18 protein-coding genes are annotated in these 23,660 nt (G+C 57.8%); 7 read left to right on the forward strand and 11 right to left on the reverse strand.

All coding sequences use genetic code 11. The annotated features are described in order from the left end of the window. Nucleotides 1–24 precede the first annotated feature (24 nt). Together thrA and EQG79_RS22330 are read right to left on the reverse strand one after the other, a co-directional pair. Nucleotides 25–2,481, reverse strand: a complete 2,457-nt coding sequence (gene thrA / locus EQG79_RS22325; RefSeq protein ID WP_077921478.1) for a bifunctional aspartate kinase/homoserine dehydrogenase I — start codon at nt 2,479–2,481, stop codon at nt 25–27. 197 nt (nt 2,482–2,678) lie between these two features. After that, a complete protein-coding gene (locus tag EQG79_RS22330; protein WP_129604190.1) occupies nt 2,679–3,980 on the reverse strand; it encodes an MFS transporter in 1,302 nt (433 codons plus the stop codon). Nucleotides 3,981–4,518: 538 nt separating this feature from the next. Between EQG79_RS22330 and EQG79_RS22335 the strand changes: the two genes are divergently transcribed. Beyond that, nucleotides 4,519–5,877: a neutral/alkaline non-lysosomal ceramidase N-terminal domain-containing protein gene (locus EQG79_RS22335; protein WP_129604192.1), complete on the forward strand. Its 1,359-nt coding sequence runs from the start codon at nt 4,519–4,521 to the stop codon at nt 5,875–5,877. A gap of 55 nt (nt 5,878–5,932) precedes the next feature. After that, nucleotides 5,933–6,325, forward strand: coding sequence for a VOC family protein (locus EQG79_RS22340; RefSeq protein WP_129604195.1), 393 nt, complete (start codon nt 5,933–5,935; stop codon nt 6,323–6,325). 24 nt (nt 6,326–6,349) lie between these two features. Here the strand turns inward: EQG79_RS22340 and EQG79_RS22345 are convergent, their stop codons facing one another. The 5 genes from EQG79_RS22345 to EQG79_RS22365 all read right to left on the reverse strand — a co-directional run bounded on the left by EQG79_RS22345 (nt 6,350) and on the right by EQG79_RS22365 (nt 12,916). Beyond that, on the reverse strand, nt 6,350–7,561 hold the full coding sequence (locus tag EQG79_RS22345) for an ATP-grasp domain-containing protein (protein WP_129604198.1): 1,212 nt from the start codon (nt 7,559–7,561) through the stop codon (nt 6,350–6,352). 51 nt (nt 7,562–7,612) lie between these two features. Continuing rightward, nucleotides 7,613–9,085: a leucyl aminopeptidase family protein gene (locus EQG79_RS22350; protein ID WP_129604201.1), complete on the reverse strand. Its 1,473-nt coding sequence runs from the start codon at nt 9,083–9,085 to the stop codon at nt 7,613–7,615. Then, a complete protein-coding gene (locus tag EQG79_RS22355) occupies nt 9,082–10,170 on the reverse strand; it encodes an alpha/beta hydrolase-fold protein (protein WP_129604204.1) in 1,089 nt (362 codons plus the stop codon). The genes EQG79_RS22350 and EQG79_RS22355 overlap by 4 nt, the downstream gene beginning before the upstream one ends. A gap of 235 nt (nt 10,171–10,405) precedes the next feature. Further along, the gene (locus EQG79_RS22360) at nt 10,406–12,187 is read right to left on the reverse strand and encodes an ABC transporter ATP-binding protein (RefSeq protein WP_077921495.1); all 1,782 of its coding nucleotides are present in this window, start codon (nt 12,185–12,187) and stop codon (nt 10,406–10,408) included. A gap of 54 nt (nt 12,188–12,241) precedes the next feature. Continuing rightward, nucleotides 12,242–12,916: a DUF4190 domain-containing protein gene (locus tag EQG79_RS22365; RefSeq protein ID WP_129604207.1), complete on the reverse strand. Its 675-nt coding sequence runs from the start codon at nt 12,914–12,916 to the stop codon at nt 12,242–12,244. Nucleotides 12,917–13,073: 157 nt separating this feature from the next. Between EQG79_RS22365 and nusB the strand changes: the two genes are divergently transcribed. The 5 genes from nusB (at nt 13,074) to EQG79_RS22390 (ending at nt 16,306) form a co-directional block, all read left to right on the forward strand. Next, on the forward strand, nt 13,074–14,210 hold the full coding sequence (gene nusB, locus EQG79_RS22370; RefSeq protein WP_129604210.1) for a transcription antitermination factor NusB: 1,137 nt from the start codon (nt 13,074–13,076) through the stop codon (nt 14,208–14,210). A 110-nt stretch (nt 14,211–14,320) separates the two neighbouring features. Beyond that, complete coding sequence (locus EQG79_RS22375; RefSeq protein WP_077921745.1) at nt 14,321–14,623, forward strand: YtxH domain-containing protein; 303 nt, start codon at nt 14,321–14,323, stop codon at nt 14,621–14,623. A gap of 88 nt (nt 14,624–14,711) precedes the next feature. Further along, on the forward strand, nt 14,712–15,161 hold the full coding sequence (locus tag EQG79_RS22380) for a DUF1573 domain-containing protein (protein WP_077921499.1): 450 nt from the start codon (nt 14,712–14,714) through the stop codon (nt 15,159–15,161). Between the two features lie 49 nt (nt 15,162–15,210). Continuing rightward, complete coding sequence (gene yajC / locus EQG79_RS22385) at nt 15,211–15,528, forward strand: preprotein translocase subunit YajC (RefSeq protein ID WP_077921500.1); 318 nt, start codon at nt 15,211–15,213, stop codon at nt 15,526–15,528. 82 nt (nt 15,529–15,610) lie between these two features. Next, the gene (locus EQG79_RS22390) at nt 15,611–16,306 is read left to right on the forward strand and encodes a YbbR-like domain-containing protein (RefSeq protein WP_077921502.1); all 696 of its coding nucleotides are present in this window, start codon (nt 15,611–15,613) and stop codon (nt 16,304–16,306) included. A gap of 28 nt (nt 16,307–16,334) precedes the next feature. Here the strand turns inward: EQG79_RS22390 and EQG79_RS22395 are convergent, their stop codons facing one another. The 4 genes from EQG79_RS22395 to EQG79_RS22410 all read right to left on the reverse strand — a co-directional run bounded on the left by EQG79_RS22395 (nt 16,335) and on the right by EQG79_RS22410 (nt 23,508). Next, nucleotides 16,335–16,736 (reverse strand): DUF983 domain-containing protein, encoded by a 402-nt coding sequence (locus EQG79_RS22395; RefSeq protein ID WP_077921504.1) that lies wholly within the window; start codon nt 16,734–16,736, stop codon nt 16,335–16,337. Between the two features lie 357 nt (nt 16,737–17,093). Further along, the gene (locus tag EQG79_RS22400) at nt 17,094–18,575 is read right to left on the reverse strand and encodes a calcineurin-like phosphoesterase C-terminal domain-containing protein (protein ID WP_129604213.1); all 1,482 of its coding nucleotides are present in this window, start codon (nt 18,573–18,575) and stop codon (nt 17,094–17,096) included. An 8-nt stretch (nt 18,576–18,583) separates the two neighbouring features. Beyond that, the gene (locus tag EQG79_RS22405; RefSeq protein WP_129604216.1) at nt 18,584–20,017 is read right to left on the reverse strand and encodes a SusD/RagB family nutrient-binding outer membrane lipoprotein; all 1,434 of its coding nucleotides are present in this window, start codon (nt 20,015–20,017) and stop codon (nt 18,584–18,586) included. Between the two features lie 26 nt (nt 20,018–20,043). Beyond that, nucleotides 20,044–23,508, reverse strand: coding sequence for a SusC/RagA family TonB-linked outer membrane protein (locus tag EQG79_RS22410; RefSeq protein ID WP_165358940.1), 3,465 nt, complete (start codon nt 23,506–23,508; stop codon nt 20,044–20,046). Between the last annotated feature and the right edge of the window lie 152 nt (nt 23,509–23,660).

A 23,660-nucleotide genomic window follows, 5' to 3' on the forward strand; every position in this document is an offset into this window, starting at 1 on the left:
ATCTTTTTTTATCGATAACGCAAGTTACGCCAAATAGCTTCCGATACTGACCACATCGGCGAAGACGCCCGCAGCCGTCACTTCGGCGCCGGCACCGGGGCCTTTTACGACCAGCGGCCGCTCTTTGTAGCGCTCGGTGGTGAACGACACAATATTGTCGGCGCCGGTCAGCTGATAGAACGGATGCTCCGGCCCTACCGACCGCAGCTCGATAACGGCTTTGTTGTTCTCGAAGGCCGCCACGAAACGCAGTTTCTCGCCCCGCGCTTCGGCCTGGGTCAGCAGGTTTTCGAAATAGTCGTTGTTGCGCTCCAGCTCCTCGAAAAAGGCCGGAATGGTAGGCGCATCCAGACAGGCTTTCGGCAGCAGGTTGTTGATCGTAACGTCGTCGGGTTCCAGCGGGAAACCAGCCTCCCGGGCCAGAATCAGGATTTTCCGAGCTACGTCCTGCCCGCTCAGATCGTCGCGGGGGTCGGGTTCGGTATAGCCTTTCTCTTTCGCTTCGCGCACCACATCGGCAAACGACAACCCGGGCCGGAAGGTGTTGAAAATAAACGACAGCGTACCCGACAGGATGGCTTCGATTTTCAGAAACCGGTCACCGGCCGTCATCAGCCCCTGAACGGTGTTGATGATGGGCAGACCCGCGCCAACATTGGTTTCGTAGAGAAACTTCACGCCCCGGTTCAGGGCCGTGCGCTGGAGCCGCCGGTACTCGCTATACGGCCCCGAGTTGGCCACTTTATTGGGCGTTACGACCGATATGTTGGCGTCGAGCAGCGATTCGTAGTGCTGAACAATGTCTTTGTCTGAGGTGCAGTCGATGAAGACCGAGTTGGGGAGATTGTAATCCTTTATTTTCTCGATGAAGGCGGGCAGTGAGGTCGTTACGCCGTCGGTAAGCTGCCGTTCGTGCCACTCGTCGAGCTCGAGTCCTTTGACGTCGAGCAGCATCTTTTTGGTATTGGCTACGCCAACGACGCAGATTCTGAGCAGTTTCTCCTGCCTCAGGTAATCGGTCTGCGCGTGAATCTGGTTCAGCAGCGCTTTCCCGATCAGGCCCGTGCCGACCATGAACAGGTTCAGCATGCGGGCTTCGGACTGGAAGAAAATATTGTGCAGGGCGTTGAGGGCTTTGGACAGGTTGTTCTTGTTGATCACGACCGAAATATTGATCTCCGACGATCCCTGCGCTACGGCCACGATATTGACCCCGTTTTTACCCAGCACCGAAAAAAGCTTACCCGCAATACCCGACGACTTCCGCATTCCTTCACCCACGGTGGCAATGACCGACAGCTCGCGCTCGATGGCGATGCTGTCGATATGGCCGTGCGCAATCTCGGTGGCAAATTCAGTGTCCAGAATCTGTTTGACCTGCTCGGCTCCGCGCGGGTCGATGGCGAAGCAGATCGAGTGTTCCGACGAGGCCTGCGAAATCAGAATAACGCTGATCTTATGGGTGGCCAGAATCCCGAACAGCTTGGCCGATACACCCGCCACGCCAATCATGCCCGAGCCCTGTACGTTGACCAGCGCAATATCATCGATGCTCGAAATACCCGTAATGGTGTACTGACGCCGTTCGGCCGTGCGACTGACCACCGTGCCTTCGTGCTCGGGATTAAACGTGTTGAGCACCCGGATCGGGATGTTGCGCGCAAAAGCCGGTTGCAGGCTGGGCGGATAAATCACCTTGGCCCCGAAATGGCTCAGCTCCATGGCTTCGGCGTAGGTGATGGTGGGTATGTTGAACGCGTTCGGCACCTTGCGCGGATCGGCGGTCATCATGCCGTCAACGTCGGTCCAGATATCGATGAGGATGGCGTTCAGCGCGGCTCCGATGATGCTGGCCGTATAGTCAGACCCGCCCCGGCCCAGCGTGGTGGTTTCGTTTTTCTCCGTCGACCCGATAAAGCCGGTGACCAGCTGAATGTCGGTGGTTTTGGCGAAGTGATCCTGAATGAGCTGATTGGTCAGCGTGTAGTTTACCTCGGCCTGGCCAAACTGCGCGTCGGTTTTGATGACCGTGCGGGCGTCCAGAAACTGCGCCGGTACCCCGCGGCTTTTCAGCGCTTCGGCAATGACGGTGGTCGACAGACGCTCGCCAAAACTGGTGATCAGGTCGTGCGTCCGCAGCGTCAGTTCCCGAATCAGCGAAACGCCCCGCAGCAGATCTTCCAGCTCATTGATGATACCGCGAACATGGGCAAACACTTTACCCTGTTCCTTAACTGGAATCAGCGCTTTCACTACATTGAAATGCCGGTCTTCGATGCGCCGAACCAGCTCCATATAGTCCGTATCGCCGGTAGTGGCCATCCGGCCAATCTCGATAAGCTGGTTGGTGACACCCCCCATAGCCGAGAAGACAACCGCAATCGAATTGCCCTGCTGGCGGTGCTGTTCAATAATCTGAAGAACCTGTTTGATGCTCTCGACCGAGCCAACCGACGTACCGCCGAACTTGAGAACCTGCATTTTTTACAATGAGCGATTAAGTGATTGAGCGACTGAGCGATTCTGAATATCGCTGCTCACTAATTTCTGGAAGCCGTTGATGAGGGTAATTGGGGGAGCAAATATAAGCAAAACTCCGGGCGGGCGGGTTGCCCAGCCGTGTACATGCAAAAACCCGGCCTGTTTTCGTAGCAGGCCGGGCTTATTGGCTCGTGGAGTCAGGCGCGGGCGGGCTGCATGGCCTGGGGCTGCTCGTCGTCTTCGTCGGTGGGCTGGTCCGCTTCGATGCGATCGGTATATTTTCGGGCATCGTCGGGCAGGCGCATCGTCCACCAGAGCACAACCAGCGAACTCAGCGCGCAAAAGATAAACGGAGCGATCATGCTTACCCCCGACAACAAACTGTTCACCAGCGCCGTCACGAAACTGGCCACTCCGCCCAGGGCCTGAATGTTACCGAACACCTCGCCCTGTCCGCCCCCTTCTTTGGTTACGACCGAAAGCATGGCCCCGATCAGGCCACCGATGAGCGATACCACTACGGCATCGATACCGGCAATGATGTACAGCAGCGTTACCGACGACTCGGAGAACATGTAGCCGATCTGCAGCAGAATGCTGGTGCCTACGATGAAAAAAATAGCCTTGCGCTTATTGATGCGGTGGACGATGTACTCGAAGAAAATGTAGTTGGAGATAAACGCCAGCAGACCGAAATACGTAAAGAAATAGGCCGTGTCGAGCGGACCCATGTTCAGATCACTCTGGGTCAGAAAAGCCAGAAAAAACGCGTAATAACCGAAACCGAGGGTAGCCAGCATGTTCAGGATGAACAGCGGCTTGATACCCGGCACCTCTTTCTCCGACTCGTCGAGCTGGCGCCAGAGCGTAATGACTTTCAGCGCGTTGAGGGCTTTGGTGGCAATGGCTTTGAATTCGGGCTTCTCCTGACCGGCTTCGTCGTTGGTCTCTTTGAAGCAGAGGGCCAGCCCGATATTCAGCACCCCCAGCGCGGTCAGTACGATAACGGTTGGCATGGCATCGATACGGGCCTCGGGCGACAGGTACAGCAAAATAGCCGTTACCATACCCCCTACCGCCGAGCCGGCACCAACCATAAAACTCAGCACCCCCGACCAGTTCAGCAGTTTCTCTTTCGGCGCAATATCGGCCACCGCCGACCGCATCACAGCGTACAGACCGTTCGTGCCGCCTTTCATGGATCGGTTTACGATATATCCCCAGGATTTCAGCGGCCACAGAAACAGGGTGGATATCAACGATGTAATCGTAACCGCAATCGCCACCGGCCGCCGACCGGCCTTGTCGGACCAGTGACCGATAGCCGGCGACAGCGCCAGCTGAATGCCCAGCATCAGCGCGGTTCCGCCCGTCAGCATCATCGGCTTCAGGGGCAGGGCCACTACGTATTTGGTGATCAGCGCACCCAGACCGTTGGCAGCAACGACATCAACAAAAACAATCGCAAAAATGAGCAGGAGTCGACGGTTTTTCAGCATAATCAGGCAGTCGACTACCGGTAAAAACAGCCAACGCCATACACTACTAATTGAGTAGGCTAATTGATTTGAAACATAGCTGTATTAATCCATATTTACCTAAAAGTTACATAAGTCATTCAGATAGTACCAGATTCGCTGCGTTCCCTGCCGCTTGCAGATAGGGACCCGTCTTCAAACAGGCCCTAAAACGACTACTTACCCGCCGGTGTGTATTTTTTTAAAATTTTTTCCCGCTTGTAAATCCGAAGTACAAACCCAGGCGTATGTACAGGTGCAGTCATAAGCTGGCTGATCTTCGTCCAGCCAATTCAGGTGTAGTTACACACGCCCTGGTAATAACCGAACGTTGGTTTTTGGCCGTAGCCAGACCCGTTTTCGGTACATGGGACTAACGTAATAGGGAAGTTAGTTTGAGGAGCCGGGTAACCGGCAGCGTATTGAAAGGCATCGGGGTATCCCTGGTGCCTTTTTTATGTTTTCGGGTTCGCCAGTTTTTTTGTTGCTTGCGTCCCGGTTTCATTATCTGAAGGCTTCTATGCGGGTTGTGCGTGTTATTCTGCGAATCATTCTGGGTCTGGTTCTGCTCGTGGTGTTTATACTGGCCATCGGCCTGGTTCCGGTCGATGATACGCCTTACCGGCAGATGCCCTACTATACGCAGACCCGGCAGCGGCTGGCTCAGCTCCCTGCGCCCGCCCCGGCCAGAACCGCGATCCGGGCGGGCTGGGCCAAAGCCAACATTACCCCACCCTATACCACCCCCACCGGCGGCTACGGCGAACGGCGCGGCCGTCACTGGCGGGTGGTGAGCGACTCAATTTACGCCCGCGCCATCGTTCTCGATAACGGCAGCACCCGCGTGGCCGTTGTAGCGCTGGATCTGCTCATTACGCCCCCTACGGTAGTGGAACAGCTCAAAAAACGCTTACCCGAGGTTGGGCTGCGCTGGGAGAATATCTATACAGGGGCTATTCACTCCCACAACAGCGTAGGTGGCTGGGCACCGGGGCTGGTGGGTCAGTTGATCGCCGGGGGGTATGACGAAAAGCTGGTCGGCCGAATCACCGACGGTGTTCTTTCCGCCATTCGACAGGCGCAGGCCAGTCTGGCCCCCGTACAGATCGGCTACGGCCAGACCGACGCCACGGACCATATCTACAACCGCATCGGTTTCTCGGGGCCAACGGGTCCGCTCGATGGGGCCATCCGGCTCGTGAAGCTGCAAAAAGCCGACGGCACCTCGGCCCTGCTGTGTTCCTTTGCGGGCCACGCGACCCTCTTCAACGGCGACAATGGCGATTACCTCAGCCGCGATTATCCGGGCTCCCTGGTCGACCGGCTAGAGAAGAAAGCAGCCACGTTTGCCCTGTTTCTGGCCGGACCGGTCGGCAGTACGGGTCCGCAGGCCCGCGGCACCACCGATTTTCAGGAGATTCGCAATTATGCCGGCGATCTGGCGCTGCGGATCGAGCGTACCGTTCCTGCCATCCAGTCCCGCTCTGACTCGACGCTGGCGCTGCTAACACTCCCACTCGGTTTGCGCGAACCGCACCCCCGTATCATCGGCAACTGGCGCGTGCGGCCGTGGCTCTTCTACGCCCTCTACGGCGACTACCCATCCGACCTGAAAGCGCTGCGGATCGGCCCAACCGTACTCGTCAGCACCCCCTGCGATTTCTCGGGCGAACTGGCTGCGGAACTACAGCCCGTAGCCCGCCAGAAGGGTCTCAACCTGCTCGTTACCAGCTTCAACGGTGGCTACATCGGCTACGTCACGCCCGACCGGTATTACAACCGAACGACCTACGAAACCCGCGACATGAACTGGTTTGGCCCGTATAACGGCGACTACTTCAAAGAAATGATGACGGGACTGATCCAAAAAGCGGACTAACGAAGCCAACCGGTCAGCGAACCAATCCGTTGCTGGCCTTCAGACCAATAACCTTATGAATCAACGTCTTGTCCATATGGCCCTCGTTGTTGCCGATTACGACGACGCCATCCGGTTTTATACCGAGAAACTAAATTTTGTACTGCTGGAAGATACGCCCCTGAGCGAAACCAAACGCTGGGTGCGGGTAGCTCCGCCCGGCAGCGGTTCCTGCGCCCTGCTGCTGGCCAAAGCCGATACCGACGAGCAGCTCAGCCGCGTCGGTAACCAGACCGGCGGCCGGGTTTTCCTATTTCTCCATACCGATGATTTCTGGCGCGACTACCATGCCATGACGGCCCGGGGCGTTCGTTTTATTCGCCAGCCCGACACCATGCCCTACGGCACCGTCGCCGTTTTTGAGGACCTGTACGGTAATCTGTGGGATCTGATCGAGCCCGTAGCCTGACAGCCGCCTGGCCCAACCGGTTGGCTAGCTCGTTGGCTTATCGGGCACCGGGGCCGACGCATGATAGTCGGCGTAAATACGGTGCATGTAGTCGTCGAGCAGGGTCTGAATCCGCGATCGGTCTTCGGTACGGATAATGAGCCCGACATGGTATTCCTTGTTGATACGCCACCAGACCTCTTCGTCGGCAAAACCCGACAGATCGGGCCACTGCTGGCGGGCCAGCGACACGATCAGACCCGCATGGCGGGGCTCATCGACAGGCGGCACGTAATGCTCGTGGCGGGCCATGGCCGTTTCGAGTTTGGCCCACTCGCGCCAGAGGTTCACGCCCGAAGCCGCTTCTACCATCTCGGCAATGTGCGCGCCCCCCACCCGGCTGGCCGTTTCCAGAAAATACAGTTCGCCGTCGTGATCGCCCCGGATGTACTCCGAGTGCGACGCGCTGTAGCGCATGCCAAACGCTTCCAGCACCGAATTGTTGATGTCGTACAGGGCCTGGGTGTCGGGGGCCTCGTTGGGCAGGGTCATGGTGCGAAATACTCCGCCCCCGTGCGCTACCTCCATCGGCGTAGCCAGGTACTGGCTGGCGCGGCTGAACATGGCCCGCCCTTCTACCGACAGTGAATCGACGTGGTATACCCGGCCCGGTCTGAACTGCTCGATCAGGTAGTTATGCCGGTTGTTGCCCAGTGTATGAATCACCTGCCAGGCTTCGTCCAGCGAGTGCACTTTCCGGATACCGGTGGTCGAGGCTTCGGCGCGCGGCTTGATGAGCCAGGGGCCTTCGGTGGTTTGCAGAAACTGCGTAACGGTTTCATCATGAAAGATGGAGCTGAAGGCCGGCACCCGGATGCCGGCCGCCTGCGCCCGCATCCGCATGGCCAGCTTGTCGCGGAAGTAGCGCGCCGTTGTTTGGCCCATTCCGTCGATCCGAAACGTTTCCCGGATAAGCGCGGCTTTCTCGACGTCGAAATCATCCAGCGCTACGACCCGGTCGATCCGGCGCGACCGCATCGCATGCGCCAGCCCCATCAACATATTGTCCAGATCGGCCGTGGCATTACTCGGCGAGGGCAGAAAAAAGAATTCGTCGATGGCCTCGCGGGGCCAGGCGTCGTGTTCAAGCTTCTGATCGGTGAGCAGATAAACGGTATTGCCCAGCTCCTTGCAGGCCCGCATAAACTCCTGTCCTTTGAAGTAGGTAGCAATGCAAAGAAACGATAGCTGACTCATGGCGTCGTTGATTTAAGGGTCTAAACAGGTTGAGAGCGGTTTTCGGCCAGCTCAGCCGTTGGTCGATATTGTACGCAAGTAATCAATTAGCAGCCGAATCCCATAACCCGTTGCGTTTTTCTGCGCGCCGAATTCGGTATCGGCAAAGGCCATACCGGCAATATCCAGGTGCGCCCAGGCCGGGTGCCCTTCGGTAAACACCTCCAGGAATTTAGCCGCTGCAATGGCCCCGTTGATGGGTTTGCCATGAAAATTTTTCACATCGGCCACGTCTGATCGGATGTCGTCTTTGTACACATCCCATATGGGCAGGCGCCAGAGTCGTTCGCCGGTGCGGTCGGCCGATGCGGTAAGCTGGCTGGCCAGCTCGTCGTTGTTCGAAAACAGGCCGGCCGCATGGTAACCCAGCGTTCCGATCACACTACCGGTCAGCGTAGCGAGGTCGATCAGCACATCGGGCTGGTAATGGCGGAGCATGTAGCCCAGCCCGTCGGCCAGAATTACCCGCCCTTCGGCATCGGTGTCGATCACCTCGATGGTTTTTCCGTTATAGGCCGTGATGACATCCCCCGGCTTGGTAGAACGCCCGTCGGTCGAGTTTTCGGTGGCGGGTACGATACCGATCAGGTGAACAGGAAGACCGAGTCTGGCGGCCACCTCTACCGTTCCCAGCACGGCGGCTGCTCCGCCCATATCGCTTTTCATCAGGTGCATATTGGCCGAATCCTTGATTGAAACGCCCCCCGTATCGAAGGTAACGCCCTTGCCAACCAGCCCGACCGTCGGCGCCTTGTCTACGCCTTCGGGTTTGTATTCGGCCACGATCAGCACGGGCGGCACGTCACTGCCCTGCGCCACGCTGAGCAACGCGTTCAGCCCCTGACGTTCGAGTTCGGCCCGGTTCAGCACCGTTACCGCGTAGCCATGCTCCCGACCCGACGCCAGGGCCCAGTCGCCCAGCCGCCCGGGCGATTTCAGGTTGGCGGGGGCGTTCATCAGATCGAGCATCTGACGGGTCGTCTGCGCGATGATTTCGGCCCGGTTCAGGGCCGTCTGTACGGCCTCCTGCCGCTCGGACGCCACCACCAGCGTCAGCCGGCCGGCCTCGGTCAGGAAGGTGGGCGGTTCGGGCTTGTCGGTCTGAAACAGCCGCAGGTCGTAGGTACCCGCGCGTATACCCAGCACAACCGCTTCTACGGTAGCCTCGTCGGCATCGGCCAGGTCTACCCGCACCTGCTCAGACAGTTTGGCTTTCTGATCGAAAATGAGTTTGCGAAAAGCCCGCAGCCAGTCCATAGCCTGCGGGTTTTTGCCCAGCCCGAGCAGGTAGGTTTTGGTACCGCCGGGCCCGTAGACCGACACGACTTCTCGGGCGTCGGCCTTACAATCGCGCTGCAGCACATCGGCAGGAACAGCCAGCTCGTCGGCCAGTTGCGCCAGCCGATCGGCCAGCGAATCGGTTTGTACAAGGGGAATGATACGGTCGCCGGTGGTAGGCGCCTGGGTCGTGTAGGCAATAATCATGGGTGTTCTCCGTAAAATAACCACTCAACAGCCCGCGGAAACTCACGACTCCAGTGAACCTCTTCGTGGGTGCCGTCGGGGTAGATGGACAAATACATATCGATGGGGTTGCCGCCATATTGCTGCTTCACGAGCGACTCTTTGAACCGTTCGAGATTAGGCACCATGTATTTCGACTCGGCCGCGCCCCCGTACACAAACACCCGCATCGGCACGGGTGCCTTGAACCGAATGGCATCGAAGTAGATTTTCGGCGAAATCCAGAGCGAGGGCGAGAAAACCATCAGCCGCCCGAACACATCGGGGTGCATCAGCCCCGCATACACGCTGATCAGTCCCCCGAGCGAACTGCCACCGATACCGGTATGTTCAGCATCGGGCAAGGTGCGCAGCTTAGCGTCGACAGTCGGTTTGAGCGTGTCGCGAATGAACTTGAGGTAATCACGGCCACGCGCCCGACCGGCCATGCGGGTTTTCTCGACGGTGTACTCCTGCAGGCGCTGCGCTTCGCCATGATCGATGGTAACGATAATCAGATCATGGCGCCGTCGACTGGCCAGCATCGCCATTTTTTCTTCTACGCGCCAGCTGCCGTAGCCGACGCCCTCGCCCAGCAGGTTTTGTCCGTCGTTCATGTACAGCACCGGGTAGCGCTTGTCCGGATTATTTTCGTAATCATGCGGCAGCAGGACCGTTACCCGGCGGTTGGTGTCGAGCTGGGGCAGGTGAAAGTCCTCGCCGACCTGTTTTGGCAGAAATTCGGGGTTGAACGCCTGCCCGAACCACCGCCAGTGGGGTACGATATCGGGTTCGGCATGGGGCCGCGAGCCCGTAGTCCGGTTCGGTACACCCTCTCCCGCCGAACTCAGTTCGACATGATCCCAGCCGCCTTTGGTGTATTTATAATCAACCGTTTCGGGCAGCGACCGATCGGCCGGGAACGTGAACGTGTACTGCCCTTCGCCGTCGGGCTGCATCCGGAAGGCCTCATCGGCGGGATTCCAGTCGTTGAACGAGCCCGACACAAACACGGGTCGGTCGTCATGAACGGGTGTAAATAATTCCAGTCGTAGTTGATTCGGCATACTGTCAGAATCCAAAACCGGGGGCGTTTTGTTTCAGAACCCTGGGTTTAAACACCAGCGCAGAAACTATTGTAAGGGTCTGGCTCCCGTCGGCCTCCCCTAATAGGCTAGGTAAGCCCGAGCTATGGCCAAACAACTTAGGGCACCGCAGCACGCGGGCGCTTTTGTTGCAAACAGTATGGGCGAAGATACCGAAATACCTCCGCCCTGCCGTACATCATAGTTCGTAAATCACTTAAACCTCCTCGGTCTGCAGCTGCTTTTCGTAGAGCTCGCGATAGGCGCCGTTGCGGCTGATCAGCTCGGTATGGGTGCCTTCTTCAACGATCTCGCCCTCGTCGAGCATGATGATGTAGTCGGCGAGTTTAGCCGATGAGACGCGGTGCGAAATAACCACCGAAGTCCGGTCGGCCATGATGCGCCGGAGGTTGTTGAGAATGATATTTTCGGTGTTGGTATCGACCGCCGACAGACAGTCGTCAAGAATCAGGATTTTAGGATCGCGGGCAATGGCGCGGGCAATGCTCAGCCGCTGTTTCTGACCGCCCGAGAGGGTAACGCCCCGCTCGCCCACGCGGGTGTCGAACTGCTCCGGAAACTCGATTACGTTCTGGTAAAGGTCGGCATCGCGAATGGCCTGCTCGACCCGTTCCTGGGGCAGGTTGGGTTTGCCGAACCGTACGTTGTCGCTAATGGTATCGGAGAAGAGGAACACATCCTGCGGTACGTAGCCCATCTGCTCCCGAACGCTGGTCAGGTTATAGTCTTTCAGCGGCACTCCATCGATCCGGATCTCACCCGACGAGACGTCGTACATCCGCGTCAGCAGGTTGGCCAGCGTCGTTTTGCCCGAGCCGGTTGTGCCCAGGATCGCCACGGTTTCACCCGCCCGTACGCGCATCGAGAAGTTTTTGATGGCTACGATGCCTGAATCGGGGTACACGAACCGAACGTTTTTGAACTCGATGCCGCCCGCGATCTCGCGCTTCACGTCCTTCTGCGAAACGATGTCGGTTTTGATGCGCAGAAACTCGTTGATCCGCTCCTGCGAGGCTGCGGCCCGCTGGGTCTGGCTCGTTGTCCAGCCGAGCGCCATGACCGGCCAGGTCAGCATGTTCACGTACAGGATAAACTCGGTGATGTTACCGGGCGTCAGCCGACCCGCCAGAATCTCCTGCCCGCCAACGTAAACGACCAGAATATTGCTCAGCCCCACTAGAATGGCCACGATGGGGAAAAACAGCGAATCGACCCGCGTCAGGCTGAGGGATTTCTGCCGGTACTCGTCGCTCTCCAGCTCGAATTTGGCCGCTGAGTTCTGCTCCTGCACAAACGCCTTCAGCACCCGTATGCCCGAAAAAGCCTCCTGCACGTAGGTCGACAGCCGCGACAGCGACCGCTGAATCTCCTCCGAACGCCGGATAATAATGTTGTTGACCAGATAGATAGCTACCGATAGTATGGGCAGCGGCAGCAGCACGTACAGCGACAGGCGGGCGTTGATGCTGACCATGTAGGTGATGACCAGCACGAACAGCACGATCAGGTTGAGGCCATACATAATACTGGGGCCAACGTACATCCTGACCTTGCTGACGTCTTCCGAAATGCGGGCCATCAGATCGCCGGTATTGTGCTGCCGGTAGAAACTCAGTGGCAGGGTCTGGTAATGATCATAAATTTCGTTTTTGAGGTCATACTCCACATGGCGCGACATCACGATCAGCGTTTGCCGGACCAGAAACAGGAAAAAGCCCTTCAGCAGCGCCAGCACCAGCGTTCCACCCGCAAACAGCAGCAGGCTAAACGCGAAGACGTCATAGAGCGAAGCCTGTAACGGCGACTGGTCGTAGAGGTAATAGATGTCGAGCGTTTCGCGAACGAGGTCGAGCGCATACCGCACCAGCTGCGCCGGAAAAATGCCAAACAGGTTGGAAATGATGGTAAATACGCCCCCCAGAATCAGGTACCACTTATACTTGAGGAGGTATTTATTGAGATAGGAAAGTGCTTTCACAAGACAGCCAAACTGCGTTTATGGGCTAACGACAGGGTAGGTCAAAAGGTTGCACTACTTCTCCCACACAACCCGGGATACCGACAGGGCCGCTACCGCAACCAGGGCCAGCCCCATAGCTCCGGTGCCGACAACAATAGCCGCCATGGCCCAGCCTTTGCCCCGATACCGATCCCGGTTGCGGTGAATAGCCGTCAGACTGGCGACCCCCATCAGCACGGCCGCCAGCGGGAATACCAGACTCAGGACCCAGAGCAGCGTGCTGCCGCCCACCAGTAGCGAGCCGTACGATAAGACGGCCAGCCCCAGGGCCGCCAGTCCCATCGGGTGGGTTTTCCGGACCGGGCTATGGCGGTCGATCTGTTCGGTATGCACCGGCACGTGCGCCATCGGCATCAGATCGATCAGCCGCCGGATCTGCCGCCGGGAGCGACCTTCGGGGTTGAGATGCCGGACGGGTCGTTTACCAGAAGCTCCCACAGGCGCAGAAGCTGTTGCCAGTACGACAGCCGGTTTATCATCGGGCGAAGTCAGGGCGTTGGAAGGGGTAGACTTGGGCAGCGAATCGGTCGGGGCCGTCAGAAGTTCCGGAGCAGCCAGTTGGCTGACGGAGTTGGACTGGGATTGAAAATAAGCGGGGGCCGTTGTCTGGCAGGCGCTTACGGCAACCAGGCAACATAGCGCAGCAACGGTTCGCAAACCGCGGGCTCGTCGGGTAAACAGGAACATGAGGAAGGAAGGTATAGGTTAGTTCATAGAACGGCAGTGATTGGGAAAACTACGGAATAGGCCGTATTTTTGCAATTCATACGACAGTTCTTTTTTTATCGGTAGAATAACTAGTGTAAGGCGGATGTTGAACAGGCGATTACTCCGAATCAAGGTCATGCAGGCGCTCTATGCGCTTCGGCAGGCTGAATCTTCAAACCAGCAATTGGCTCTCGACGGTATCGACGACTTGTTTCAGCCCGACCTGAACTCGATGGAGCCGCAAAACAAGCGGCAGCTCGAAGGGTACCGGAAACTGGCCGGCCTGCTGTTCGAGGAAGCCATTAAAACCGATCAGCCCGCTCAGGACGACGATGCACCGACCAAGGTGATCAAAGCGGCCAACGACGGTCTGGTCTTCTACCGGATTCGGACCAAGAAAGACCGGCAGCACCTGGCGCAAATGATGATCAAGCAGGTGAACGGTATTTACGACGACTACCTGCGGGTGCTGCTGCTGCTGGTTGAACTGGCCCACGCGGCCCGCATCGACAGCGAACGCCAGTATCGCGATGTAGACGAAGCGCCTTTCCCGTTCGAGTCGACCCTCAACGACAATACCGTTATTCAGGCGCTGGCCGACCATCAGCCGTTGCGGAATGAAGCGGTGCGGCACGGGGTGTCGTGGACCGAAGACCTGGGCTTTGTTCGCAAGGCACTGCGGGAAGCGTTGAAAACCGACGATACCTACCGGGCCTACTGCGCCCAGCGTACCCATACGACGGAAGAAGACCAGGCGCTGGCTCAGTATGTCCTGCGTTCGCTGATTTTCAAGCACGAAACCATCCGCGATCACCTGGCCGAGATCGACCTGAGCTGGACCGAAAACAGCGAGGTGGTGCGGGGGCTGGCCATCCGGACCCTTAAGTCGGCGCAGAGCCCTACGGGTCTGCAACTCGAACCCCTCACCGACGACTGGGACGAAGACGAGCGGTTTCTGAACACGCTGTTCGAGCAGTCGCTGCAAAACGATGCCGACTACGAACAACTCCTGGCCGAACAGCTTCAGAACTGGGATGTGGAGCGGGTCGCCCTGCTGGATCGGATCATTCTGAAACTCGCTGTGTGTGAGCTATTGAGTTTCCCTAACATCCCGATCAAAGTTACCATTAACGAATATATCGAACTGGCCAAGGCCTATAGTACGCCCAAAAGCGGTAAGTTTGTCAACGGAATTCTGGATAACCTGTCCGAAAAACTCCAAGCGTCGGGTCGCCTTCGCAAGAGCGGACGGGGCTTGCTGGATAACAAATAAGCGTATCGTTACTGCGTTTTCCGGCTTCGGTTTTCGGTTTACTACCGGCCGACCAAGTGGCGCTGAAGCAACAGCATACCGAAGACGGAACACCGAAACCTTTTAGAAAAATGAGCCGCATAAGCCGCGATTTAACATTTCTGCTGACCGGTATGATTTCCGGTGCCATTATTGGCTTATTGTACGCCCCGGAAGAGGGAAAAATCACCCGCGACAAGCTGTCGTTCCGGCTGTCGAAATACCGGGAGCAGATCGAGCAGTTGCTGAACGACCTGATGGAGTCGGCCGACCTGCCCGAAAACCTCTCTAAAAACGAAGGACAGCGGGTCGTTAACGATGCCCGCGAAAAAGCCGAACGGCTGCTGGAAGACGTTGATCGTCTGATGGCCCAGATCAAGCAACAAAACGCATAATCACCCAACCCAGTTTTCGGCTTTCGGGTCAGCGGCCTGTTCATACTACGCTGCCCGCCCGAAAGCCGAAAACGAGAACACGCTTCCCATGCTCCTCAGAAACTGGCTTTTTGTTGTGGCTATTGCCGGCCTGGGCTGTAGCCAGTTCAGCTGCGATAACCGGCAGCAGGGCCAAACGGCACAGGCCACCGCGTCGGCCAAAATGCCAAAGATTACCTTTGCCGAAACTGGCATCTATGACTTCGGCCAGCTAACCGAAGGCGATACCGTCGAGCATGATTTCGCCTTTACCAACACGGGCGAATTTCCACTGATTATCAACAACATTACGGCCTCCTGCGGCTGCACGACCCCCGAGTGGCCCCGCGAACCGGTTGCCCCCGGCGCCAAATCGTCCATTAAGGTACGCTTTAACAGCCGCGGCAAAATAGGCCAGCAAAACAAAACGATTACCGTATTTGCCAATACCGACCCGGCCATGACCGATCTGCAGTTCAAAGCCATGGTCAGCCCCAAACCGGACTCAACGCGCTCCTAACCTGTACCTCGGGTACGCACCCGCTCCCTGTTAACTAATCTACCTACCTATGTACGCTGTTCTTTTACAAATCCCCTCCGGTAACTCGTCTATGATTGCGAATGTACTGCTGTGGGGAGGCATTATTGTCGTCTTCTATTTCTTCATGATCCGTCCGCAGCAGAAGAAGCAGAAAGACCAGAAAAACTTTGTCGAGAACCTTAAAAAAGGCGACAACGTCGTCACCATTGGCGGACTCCACGGCCGCATTGCGTCGGTGGAGGGCACAACGGTTACGCTTGAAGTGGACCGGGGCGTTAAGATGACCTTCGAGAAGAGTTCGATCTCACGCGAGGCCAGCGCCAAACCCGCCGACGAAAAACAGTAAGCTGAAACGCCCACAGGCAAGCCGATCGCTGCAGACGGCTCCTGTGGGCGTTTCAGCCGTTCACGTATCCTCTCTTTATCCCGTGAATTCTACCCGTAGAAAACGTTCGGTTCAACTGGCCAAAGTCGTGCTGTGTCTGGGCGTGGCTGCTGTATTCTGGCTGCTGAACGCCCTCAATAAACCGGGCTATACGCTCAATGTCGAGTACCCCATTCATTTTGTCTATAACGACTCGCTGTACGTGCCTACCTCCCCCCTGCCGCGTACGGTCATGGTAAACGTATCGAGCGACGGCTGGGGCCTGCTGCGCCACTCGTGGCTGCCGTTTCGGGTCGATCCGGTCGATTATGTCGTTGCCAACCCGCTTCAGGCTTCCATTATCAATACTTCGTCGCTGGCGGCTGCCCTGGCCGAACAGGTAAAAAAACTGCGGGTCAACTATGTCGTGGCCGATACGCTCGATATGCACTTCGACAAGCGGCTGACCAAAACCGTTCAGCTGGTTGCCGACAGCCTGCACATCAATATGGCGCCCCGCTACATGGTGTCGAGCGTGATCAACCTGACCCCGCGTACCCTGCAGGTAGAAGGGCCGGCCCAACTCGTTCGGGGACTGCCCGATACGGTTCTGGTGCGGATTCCGCGTAAGCGTATCATGGATAATTACGACGAAGAACTGCCGTTGAATCCGTTCCGGCACCCGCTGCTCCATACCAGCGCCGATCGGGTAACGGTCAGCTTTGAAGTAGGCGAACTGCTCTCACCGGCAAAACCCTGATCACGGGCTGTACGCAGCGGAGTCCGGCTCACCGGCCGCTCACCGAATGAGGATGGCTGGCAGCTGTCGGGTCGTACGGCACGAACATATTGATCCAGACGCGCCGGGCCAGCCGGAAAAACAGTGGGGTCAGTATAATCAGCGCCGGAATCAGCCCGATCAGCAGGTCGATCTCATCGAACCCCAGCATGGCCACGAACAAAACAAACGAGCTGACGATAGTCGCTACGTAAAAGGCGTAGCTGACGTACATCGAGCCGGTATAAAACCCCGGTTCGGGCGTATAATTCTGCCCGCATACGGGGCAGCTGGTGTGCATCTTATCGAAATTCCGGATGTTGAAGGCGCTCTTCGTTACGAAGAAATCGCCCTGCTGACAACGCGGACATTTGTTGAATACGATGCTATAGAGTTTGGTGCCTTTGACCATACAAATGACGTTTTTAAGCGGTTCGGCCGCCCCGATCGGGCTGTCTGACCTGGTAAATTAACCCGGCAGGTACCGATATAGTTACCCCGGCTGCTGATTCAGAAACCGAAAGCCCCTGTGGGCCAGCCGCCCAATTAGCCAACGGCCTGCGGCAAACCTACGTGCTTCAGGGTTCCGGTTTCGTGACAAAAGTCACCCGCCTGGCCTGATTAGGCGGTTGCGCATCCGTGTAAGCGGGAATAATGGGCAGTTTCTGTGGTTCAGTTTGGTACAAGCTCTCGACAAAAAAAAGCGTATGGTTCTGCCAGATCGACCAGACCCGACAGAACCATACGCTATATCTGCTCCCCTGTTGCTTTACACCATCGAGAGGGTTTCGGTATATACCGTTCCGAAGCGATCCGTTGCCCGAACGGTAATCTGTCGGGCACTGGCCGATGGCTCCGCCACGAACAGGTGATCTGTTTTTGAGGGGTCCACGAACTTGTGTTTCTTCGGCAACTCAGGCCCGGCATATAGCTCAACGGCCCAGGGATCGAGGGTCGTTTGCTGCTGCATGTTTCCTTTCAGCACGCCATCTTCCAGCCATTCTACTTTCCAGGCGGGGTCCCAGTTCCAGACGTTGGCCGCAACCAGGGCCGGGGTTTCTTTCAGCCGTCCTTTGGGATAGATGCGGAGCTGGTGCTGGCGCGGCTGGCCGGTACTTTTGTAATACCAGCGAATCTCGCTCCCGTCAACTTCGTAGACGCCATAACCGTTGGGGGTGCCATCGCTGCAGATCGGGCCCGACCACCACGCGCCACATACGGTGCCATGCACGTGCTCCATCACGCTACCGTCTTCCCATTTCTCGTTGACGTGCGTATGGCCCGACATGATATGCGTCCGGAATGGCTTGAGCAGTTCGTACAGCTGTTTGCGGTTGGAAACGGTGCCACCCAGTTCGTCGTCTTTCAGTTGTTCCCGCCGTTTATGGCCGGTCTGAGTAGGAATATGCAGGCTGACCACCACCGTTGAACCGGGCCTGACCAGCTTCAGATCCTGCTCCAGCCAGTGCAACTGCGTTTCGGTCAGGTAGCCGATGTATTTCTTGGCAGTGCCGATGAAAAACACGTCGTCAAGCACCACGTAATGAATCTGGCCGCGGTTGAACGAATAATAAGTCGGGCCAAACTGTTGCTTGAAGGTCTTTGCCGAATAGTCGTCGGTGCGGGCGTCGAGGTCCAGGTCGTGGTTACCGATTACGTTGAAAAACGGAACGCCGGTAATCGCTATGGCGGCTTTGTAATCGTCGTACAGCTCGAAGTGATCCCAAACCAGGTCGCCACAGCCAATCCCGTGGAAAAGGGTGCCCTGCGGATACGAAGCAACCAGATCCCGCGTGTCGGGTGCCGACAGGGTTTTTAGCAGCTCCCCGTCTTTTCTGGAGATAATCTGCGGGTCGGCCCAGACAATGAAGTTATGTTTCCGATCATCGGTGGTCAGCCGTTCCAGCCGGAAGTCGGCCGTCAGCGTGCCGCCCCCCGTAATGGGCTGAAAGAACCGGGCCAGACCGCGTTCGTTCGGGAAGGCATAGCCCGCCGGTAGACTGATGTACACAAATTCAGCCCCTTTGTCGGCAGCCAGCGTATACCGACCGGCCGAGTCGGTCGTGGTAACGGTATACCCATCGGTGACGGCCACACCGGCAATCCCGTTTCCGCTGGCGGTTACGCGCCCGTTCAGGCTGGTAACCGCAGCGCGGGTGGCTGAATCCGGGTTGGCGAGGGCAGCCGGTGCGGTGGTCAGGGCCGCGCCCGACCAGCCAAACTGCCGCAGAAAATGTCGTCGGTTTATCATTGGTTTTGTTAGTTGGCCCACCAGACCTTTGCGTTGATATTGTCGCCACCGATCCGGGCGGCTGCTTCGTCGTAATTGGCGCGGTTCAGCGACTGTACCGACAGCGGATACGCCAGCCGGGCGGGCATCTGACCGTTGTTTTCAACCCCCGGTCCTTTCGGCAATACCGGAAAACCGGTTCGCCGGTACTCGGCCCACTGCTGCATCTCCGTAAAAAACAGGCTTACGTACTTCTGGTTCATGATCTGCTCGAACGAGCCGGTATAGGCTACGCCCGGCCGGGTCAGGTAGTTGGCAGGCATCACGGCACCCCAGTAGCCCATCGACGCCCGAATGCCTTTCTCGTAGTGGTCTTTGGGCGAATCGGCGCTGTAGCCCTTGAGGGCGGCTTCGGCCAGCAGGAACTCGGTTTCGGCATACTGCATGATCGTGCCCAGCAGGGGCGATGTTTTCAGCGTTTTATTGATCCGGGACGAAGCGATAGCGGCTATTTTCGGCGCGTCGCCCAGCGAGTAGCCGCTCGGTACGCCCACAAACCGGCCACTGACTTTGGTAGCCCAGACATCGAGCCGCGGGTCCTGCCAGCTGTTGAGCAGCCCGATAAAAAACTCCGCGTAGGCGTTCGATCCATTGAAATCATAGTCGCGGTCATCGGCGAAGGGGTTCAGCAGCGGGTTGGTACCGGTAAATTTGAGCGTCGCACTTTCGTCGACGGTGCTCATCAGCGGGTACTGCGCCGGGTTAGCCAGCATGTTCCGGATCTGCTGCCGGAACGCGGGCGATTTGGCTTCGCCCCGCATCAGCAGCCGCAGCCGCAGCGAGTTGGTGAACCGTTTCCATTTGAGGGTACCGGCCGCACTCTGTTCGGCGCCGTAGAGCACATCGGTACCGGGCGCCATTGATTTGCTCACCTCATAGAGCGCGTTGGCCGAGTCGAGCTGGCTCACCAGATCGGCGTAGATCTGCTCCTGGGTGTCGAACCGGGGCGATATGATATACTCCGGATAGCCTTTGAGCGCCTGCGAATACGGGATATCGCCGTAGGTATCGGTCAGGTTCTGATACAGCCAGGCCCGCAGGGTCAGGGCCGCGGCCATGTGGTTGCGGTTGCTGGCCTCCCGGGCGCGGTTGTACATGTCCTGTACGTTCGTCAGGGTCAGGTAATAGTTGTTCCAGAGGTAGTCCGACTCGCTCGGGATCAGCACGTAGCGGTGAAACTGCCCGTCGGTCAGCGACACCGTTGTCTGCATCAGTTCATTATTGAGCCGGTGGCTGCGGCTCAGTCCAATATTGACACCATTGAGGACAGCCGTGTTTAGAAAACTACCCGAGGTAGCCGTCGTTACAGCTTCCGGATCGTGCAGCAGGTCTTCCATAGGGCGGGTACAGCCGGCCGCAGCCAGCAACCCCAGGCCCAGTATTGTTCGCGTGATGAGGTTCATAAATAATGTGTGGCCGAGGCCATCGATCAGAATGAAATAGTCAGGTTAGCGCCCATCGTACGGGTCGACGGAAACTGGGCGATTTCGAGACCCGGCGTAATAGTCGAGTTGTCGAGGGTCGATGTTTCGGGGTCGAAAGCCGGGAAAGCGGTCCAGTTGAACAGATCACGCCCGTACACGCCGATGCTGGCGCCCCGCAGGAATGATTTGCCGAGCAGCTTAGCCGGAAACGCATAGGCCAGCCGAACCTCCCGCAGTTTGGTAAAGGTGGCATCGAAGACGTTGGCTTCTACGTTGTCGCGCCCGTAGATCTTGCTGTAATAGGTTACGATGTTGGTCGCTTTGGTGGTATTGGGCACGTAGGAACCGTCGGTGGCCTGGGTTACGCCCGGCCCGATAATACCGTCGTACCGCCCTGGCAGCGTAGCCTTGATCTTCCCCTGCTCACCCAGCACTGAGTTGGTCAGCGAGTACACCTTACCGCCCTGTTGCCGGTCGATGAGCACCGACAGGCTCCAGCCCCGGTACCGGAAATTGTTGGCCAGCCCACCCCGCCACCTGGGCGTTGCATTCCCCATATTGATGAACTGCTCGGTCAGCAGCGGGTAGCCGTTTTTGTCGTACACGATCTGCCCATCCGGCGCGCGCCGGAAGCCCAGCCCGTAGATTTCGCCGAGGGGTTGTCCTTCGCGGGCTTCTACCGTGACGCGGCTACCGACGTAGCGCGCCAGCACCACGCTGCCCGTTCCGTTGTTGAGCTCCTGCACCCGGTTGCGGTTCATGGCCCAGTTCAGCGTAATGTCCCAGGTCAGGCCGCGCGGGCTTTTGAGGGGGCTGCCCGTCAGGGTCAGCTCCACGCCCTTGTTGACCACCTTACCCATGTTGATCAGCGACGAGTTGTAGCCCGATGCGTACTCGACCGGCGCGTACAGAATCTGGTCGATGGTGAGCTGCCGATAGAGGGTCAGATCGAAGGAGAGCCGGTTTTTCAGCAGCCGCCATTCGGTACCGACCTCTACCGAGTTGTTGCGCTGGGGGCGCAGGTTGGGGTTGGCAATGATGTTGGGGTTTTCCAGCTCGCCCGGAAACACGCCGGGCTCGTATACTTTTTCCAGGTTGTAGGTGCCCAGGCGGGCGTCGTAGCCTACGCTGGCAAACGCGCCCCTGAACTTGGCGTAGCTAATCCAGGCCGGCATCGTCAGCATGTCGGAGGCAATCAGGCTCAGCGTAGCCGATGGGTAAAAGAACGAGTTGTTCTGTTGGGGCAGGGTACTGCTCCAGTCGTTGCGGCCCGTAATGTCGAGGAACGCCAGGTTCTTATAGGCCAGGTTCACGAACCCATACAGGCTGTTGATGCGTTTCTCGGCCTGGTCGCTGCGGGTCAGCGGCAGTTGTTCGCTGTTGGCCAGGTTATATACACCCGGAATAACGAGCCGGTCGGCCAGCTGGTTGGTGAACTTCTGCGACTGAATCAGGATGTTACCGCCCGCATTGGCCGTTACCTGAAAGTCGGCGGTGGGTTGCAGTTTGTAGCGCAGCAGGAAGTCGGTATTCGTCTCTACGTTGAAGACGTTCTGCTGGCGGTACATGCCCTCCTGAAACTTCTGGGTGTTTTTGGGCCGCTGCTGCGACCGGAACTCGTAGCCCGCGTCCAGGCCACCATGCAGTGTCAGGTCCAGGTTCCTGACGATGTTGTAGGTAGCCGATACGTTGCCCGTGATATTGTGGCGGTTCGACTTGTTGAGCATCTCGTACGAAATCAGGTACGGATTGTCGATCAGCGAACTGAACGGGTGGTTCTGCTCGACCCCTTCGCGGCCGGGCAGCCAGTACGGCTTGTACCAGTCCAGGTTGATGTTCGGGTTCTGGAAGGCCAGGAAGTACATGATCGACTGGTTGTTGTAGCCGGTCGTAGGCAGGTTATCGCTGAACTTGTTGTAATAGTTGATCTTGGCGTTGACCGACAGTTTCCGCGAAACCTGCGTCTGGTTAGAGAATCCGATGTTGATCCGCTGGTAGCCGGTATTGGGCAGAATCCAGTCGTTTTTCAGGTGCGAGATACTAAGCCGCGTGGTGCCTTTTTCGCCGTTGTTGCTGATCGAGACGTTGTTGGACAGTGTTACGCCCTTGCGGAAAAAATCCCGGCGGTTGTTTTCGTAGGGAACCCAGGGTGTGCGGGCGGTGAAATTTCCACTGGCGTCGCGGGGTGAGTTGTACTGGTAGAAGGACTGCCCGTCGAAGCGGGGTCCCCAGGCCGAGCTGGTGCTCTGTGTGCCGGGACCGTCGGCGGTGGTGCCGTACGAATAGTAGTTCTGACCAGCGGTGCCCTGTCCGTACTCGTACTGATAGTCGGGCCAGCGGTTGATGTCATCGATGCTGATGTAGCTGTTCAGCGTAACCCCGATGCCTTTCTGATCCCGGTTGCCGCTTTTGGTGGTAATGATGATGGCACCGTTGCCCGCCCGCGAGCCGTAGAGCGCCGAAGCCGCCGGTCCTTTCAGCACGTTGATGGATTCGATGTTGTTCGGGTCGATATCGGTCAGGGCACTCCCGAAGTCGACCGGCGAATCGCCACCCAGGTAAGCGCCGTGGCCCACGCCCTGAAAGCCCGTGTTGATCGGTTCACCATCGACCACGATCAGCGCACCGGGCGAGTTGAGGTCCAGGATGCTTTCGCCACGCAGGGTTACGCGGCTGCTGCCCATGGGCCCGTCGGTTTTGGTCAGGTTCAGCCCCGCTACCTTCCCCGACAGGGCGTTGACCACGCTGTTGGCGGGTGCATCGGTTACGGCCGAGCCATCGAGCTTCTGGGTCGAGTAGCCCAGCGCTTTTTCTTCGCGTTTGATACCCAGCGCCGTCACAACCACTTCGTTCAGGTTTCGCGCATCGACGGCCAGGCGAATGTTCACCACCGAGCGACTGCCAATCGTTACGGTCTGCGGCAGGTAACCGACAAACGAAAACGTCAGCTCGGCAGCCCCATCCGGCACGCTGAGCGAATAACGCCCGTTCACGTCCGTGGTGGTACCGCGGCTGGCCGCTCCCCGAAGCAGTACGTTAACGCCCGGCAGGCCTTCGCCGGTCTGGGCGTCGGTGACCTGTCCGGTTACGGTAGCCTGGGGTTGCGCCGTGCCGCGCCGGATGATGACCTGGTTGTTTTTGGCTAATGTGTACTGAAGCTGCCGGGGTTTCAGCAGCTGGTCGAGCACCTGGCTCAGCGGCTGGTTCTGTACCGACACGCTGACCCGGTCTTCGTCGCCGATCAGGGTACCGGCATACACAAATTTCAGGGTCGACTGACTTTCGAGCTGCGTCAGCACCGACCCGAGCGCAGCATTACGAACCGACAGGGAAACCCGGCTCTGAAGAAGTTCCTGCCCGAAGGTGAGGCTGGCCTGAGCCAGCGAAACCGTTAGCAGACAAAGCAAAGGAAGCGAAAAGCAACGCCATACGTTTTGCCGGTGCGAACAGCAGCGTAGGAATTTTTGCATAGGTTTGTACGAGTTAAGTTGAGAAAATAGTCTTTCGGGCATTGTGCGACACCCGGCTCTCCCCTGGCGGGAGGGTCAACAGTCAGGAAGATTGTTTTCGCGGGGTCAGGTGTGGTGCGAACACATCTGGCCCTTTTCGCCGAAGCGGTCGG

It is taken from the genome of Spirosoma sordidisoli (assembly GCF_004138325.1).
Taxonomy (GTDB): domain Bacteria; phylum Bacteroidota; class Bacteroidia; order Cytophagales; family Spirosomataceae; genus Spirosoma; species Spirosoma sordidisoli.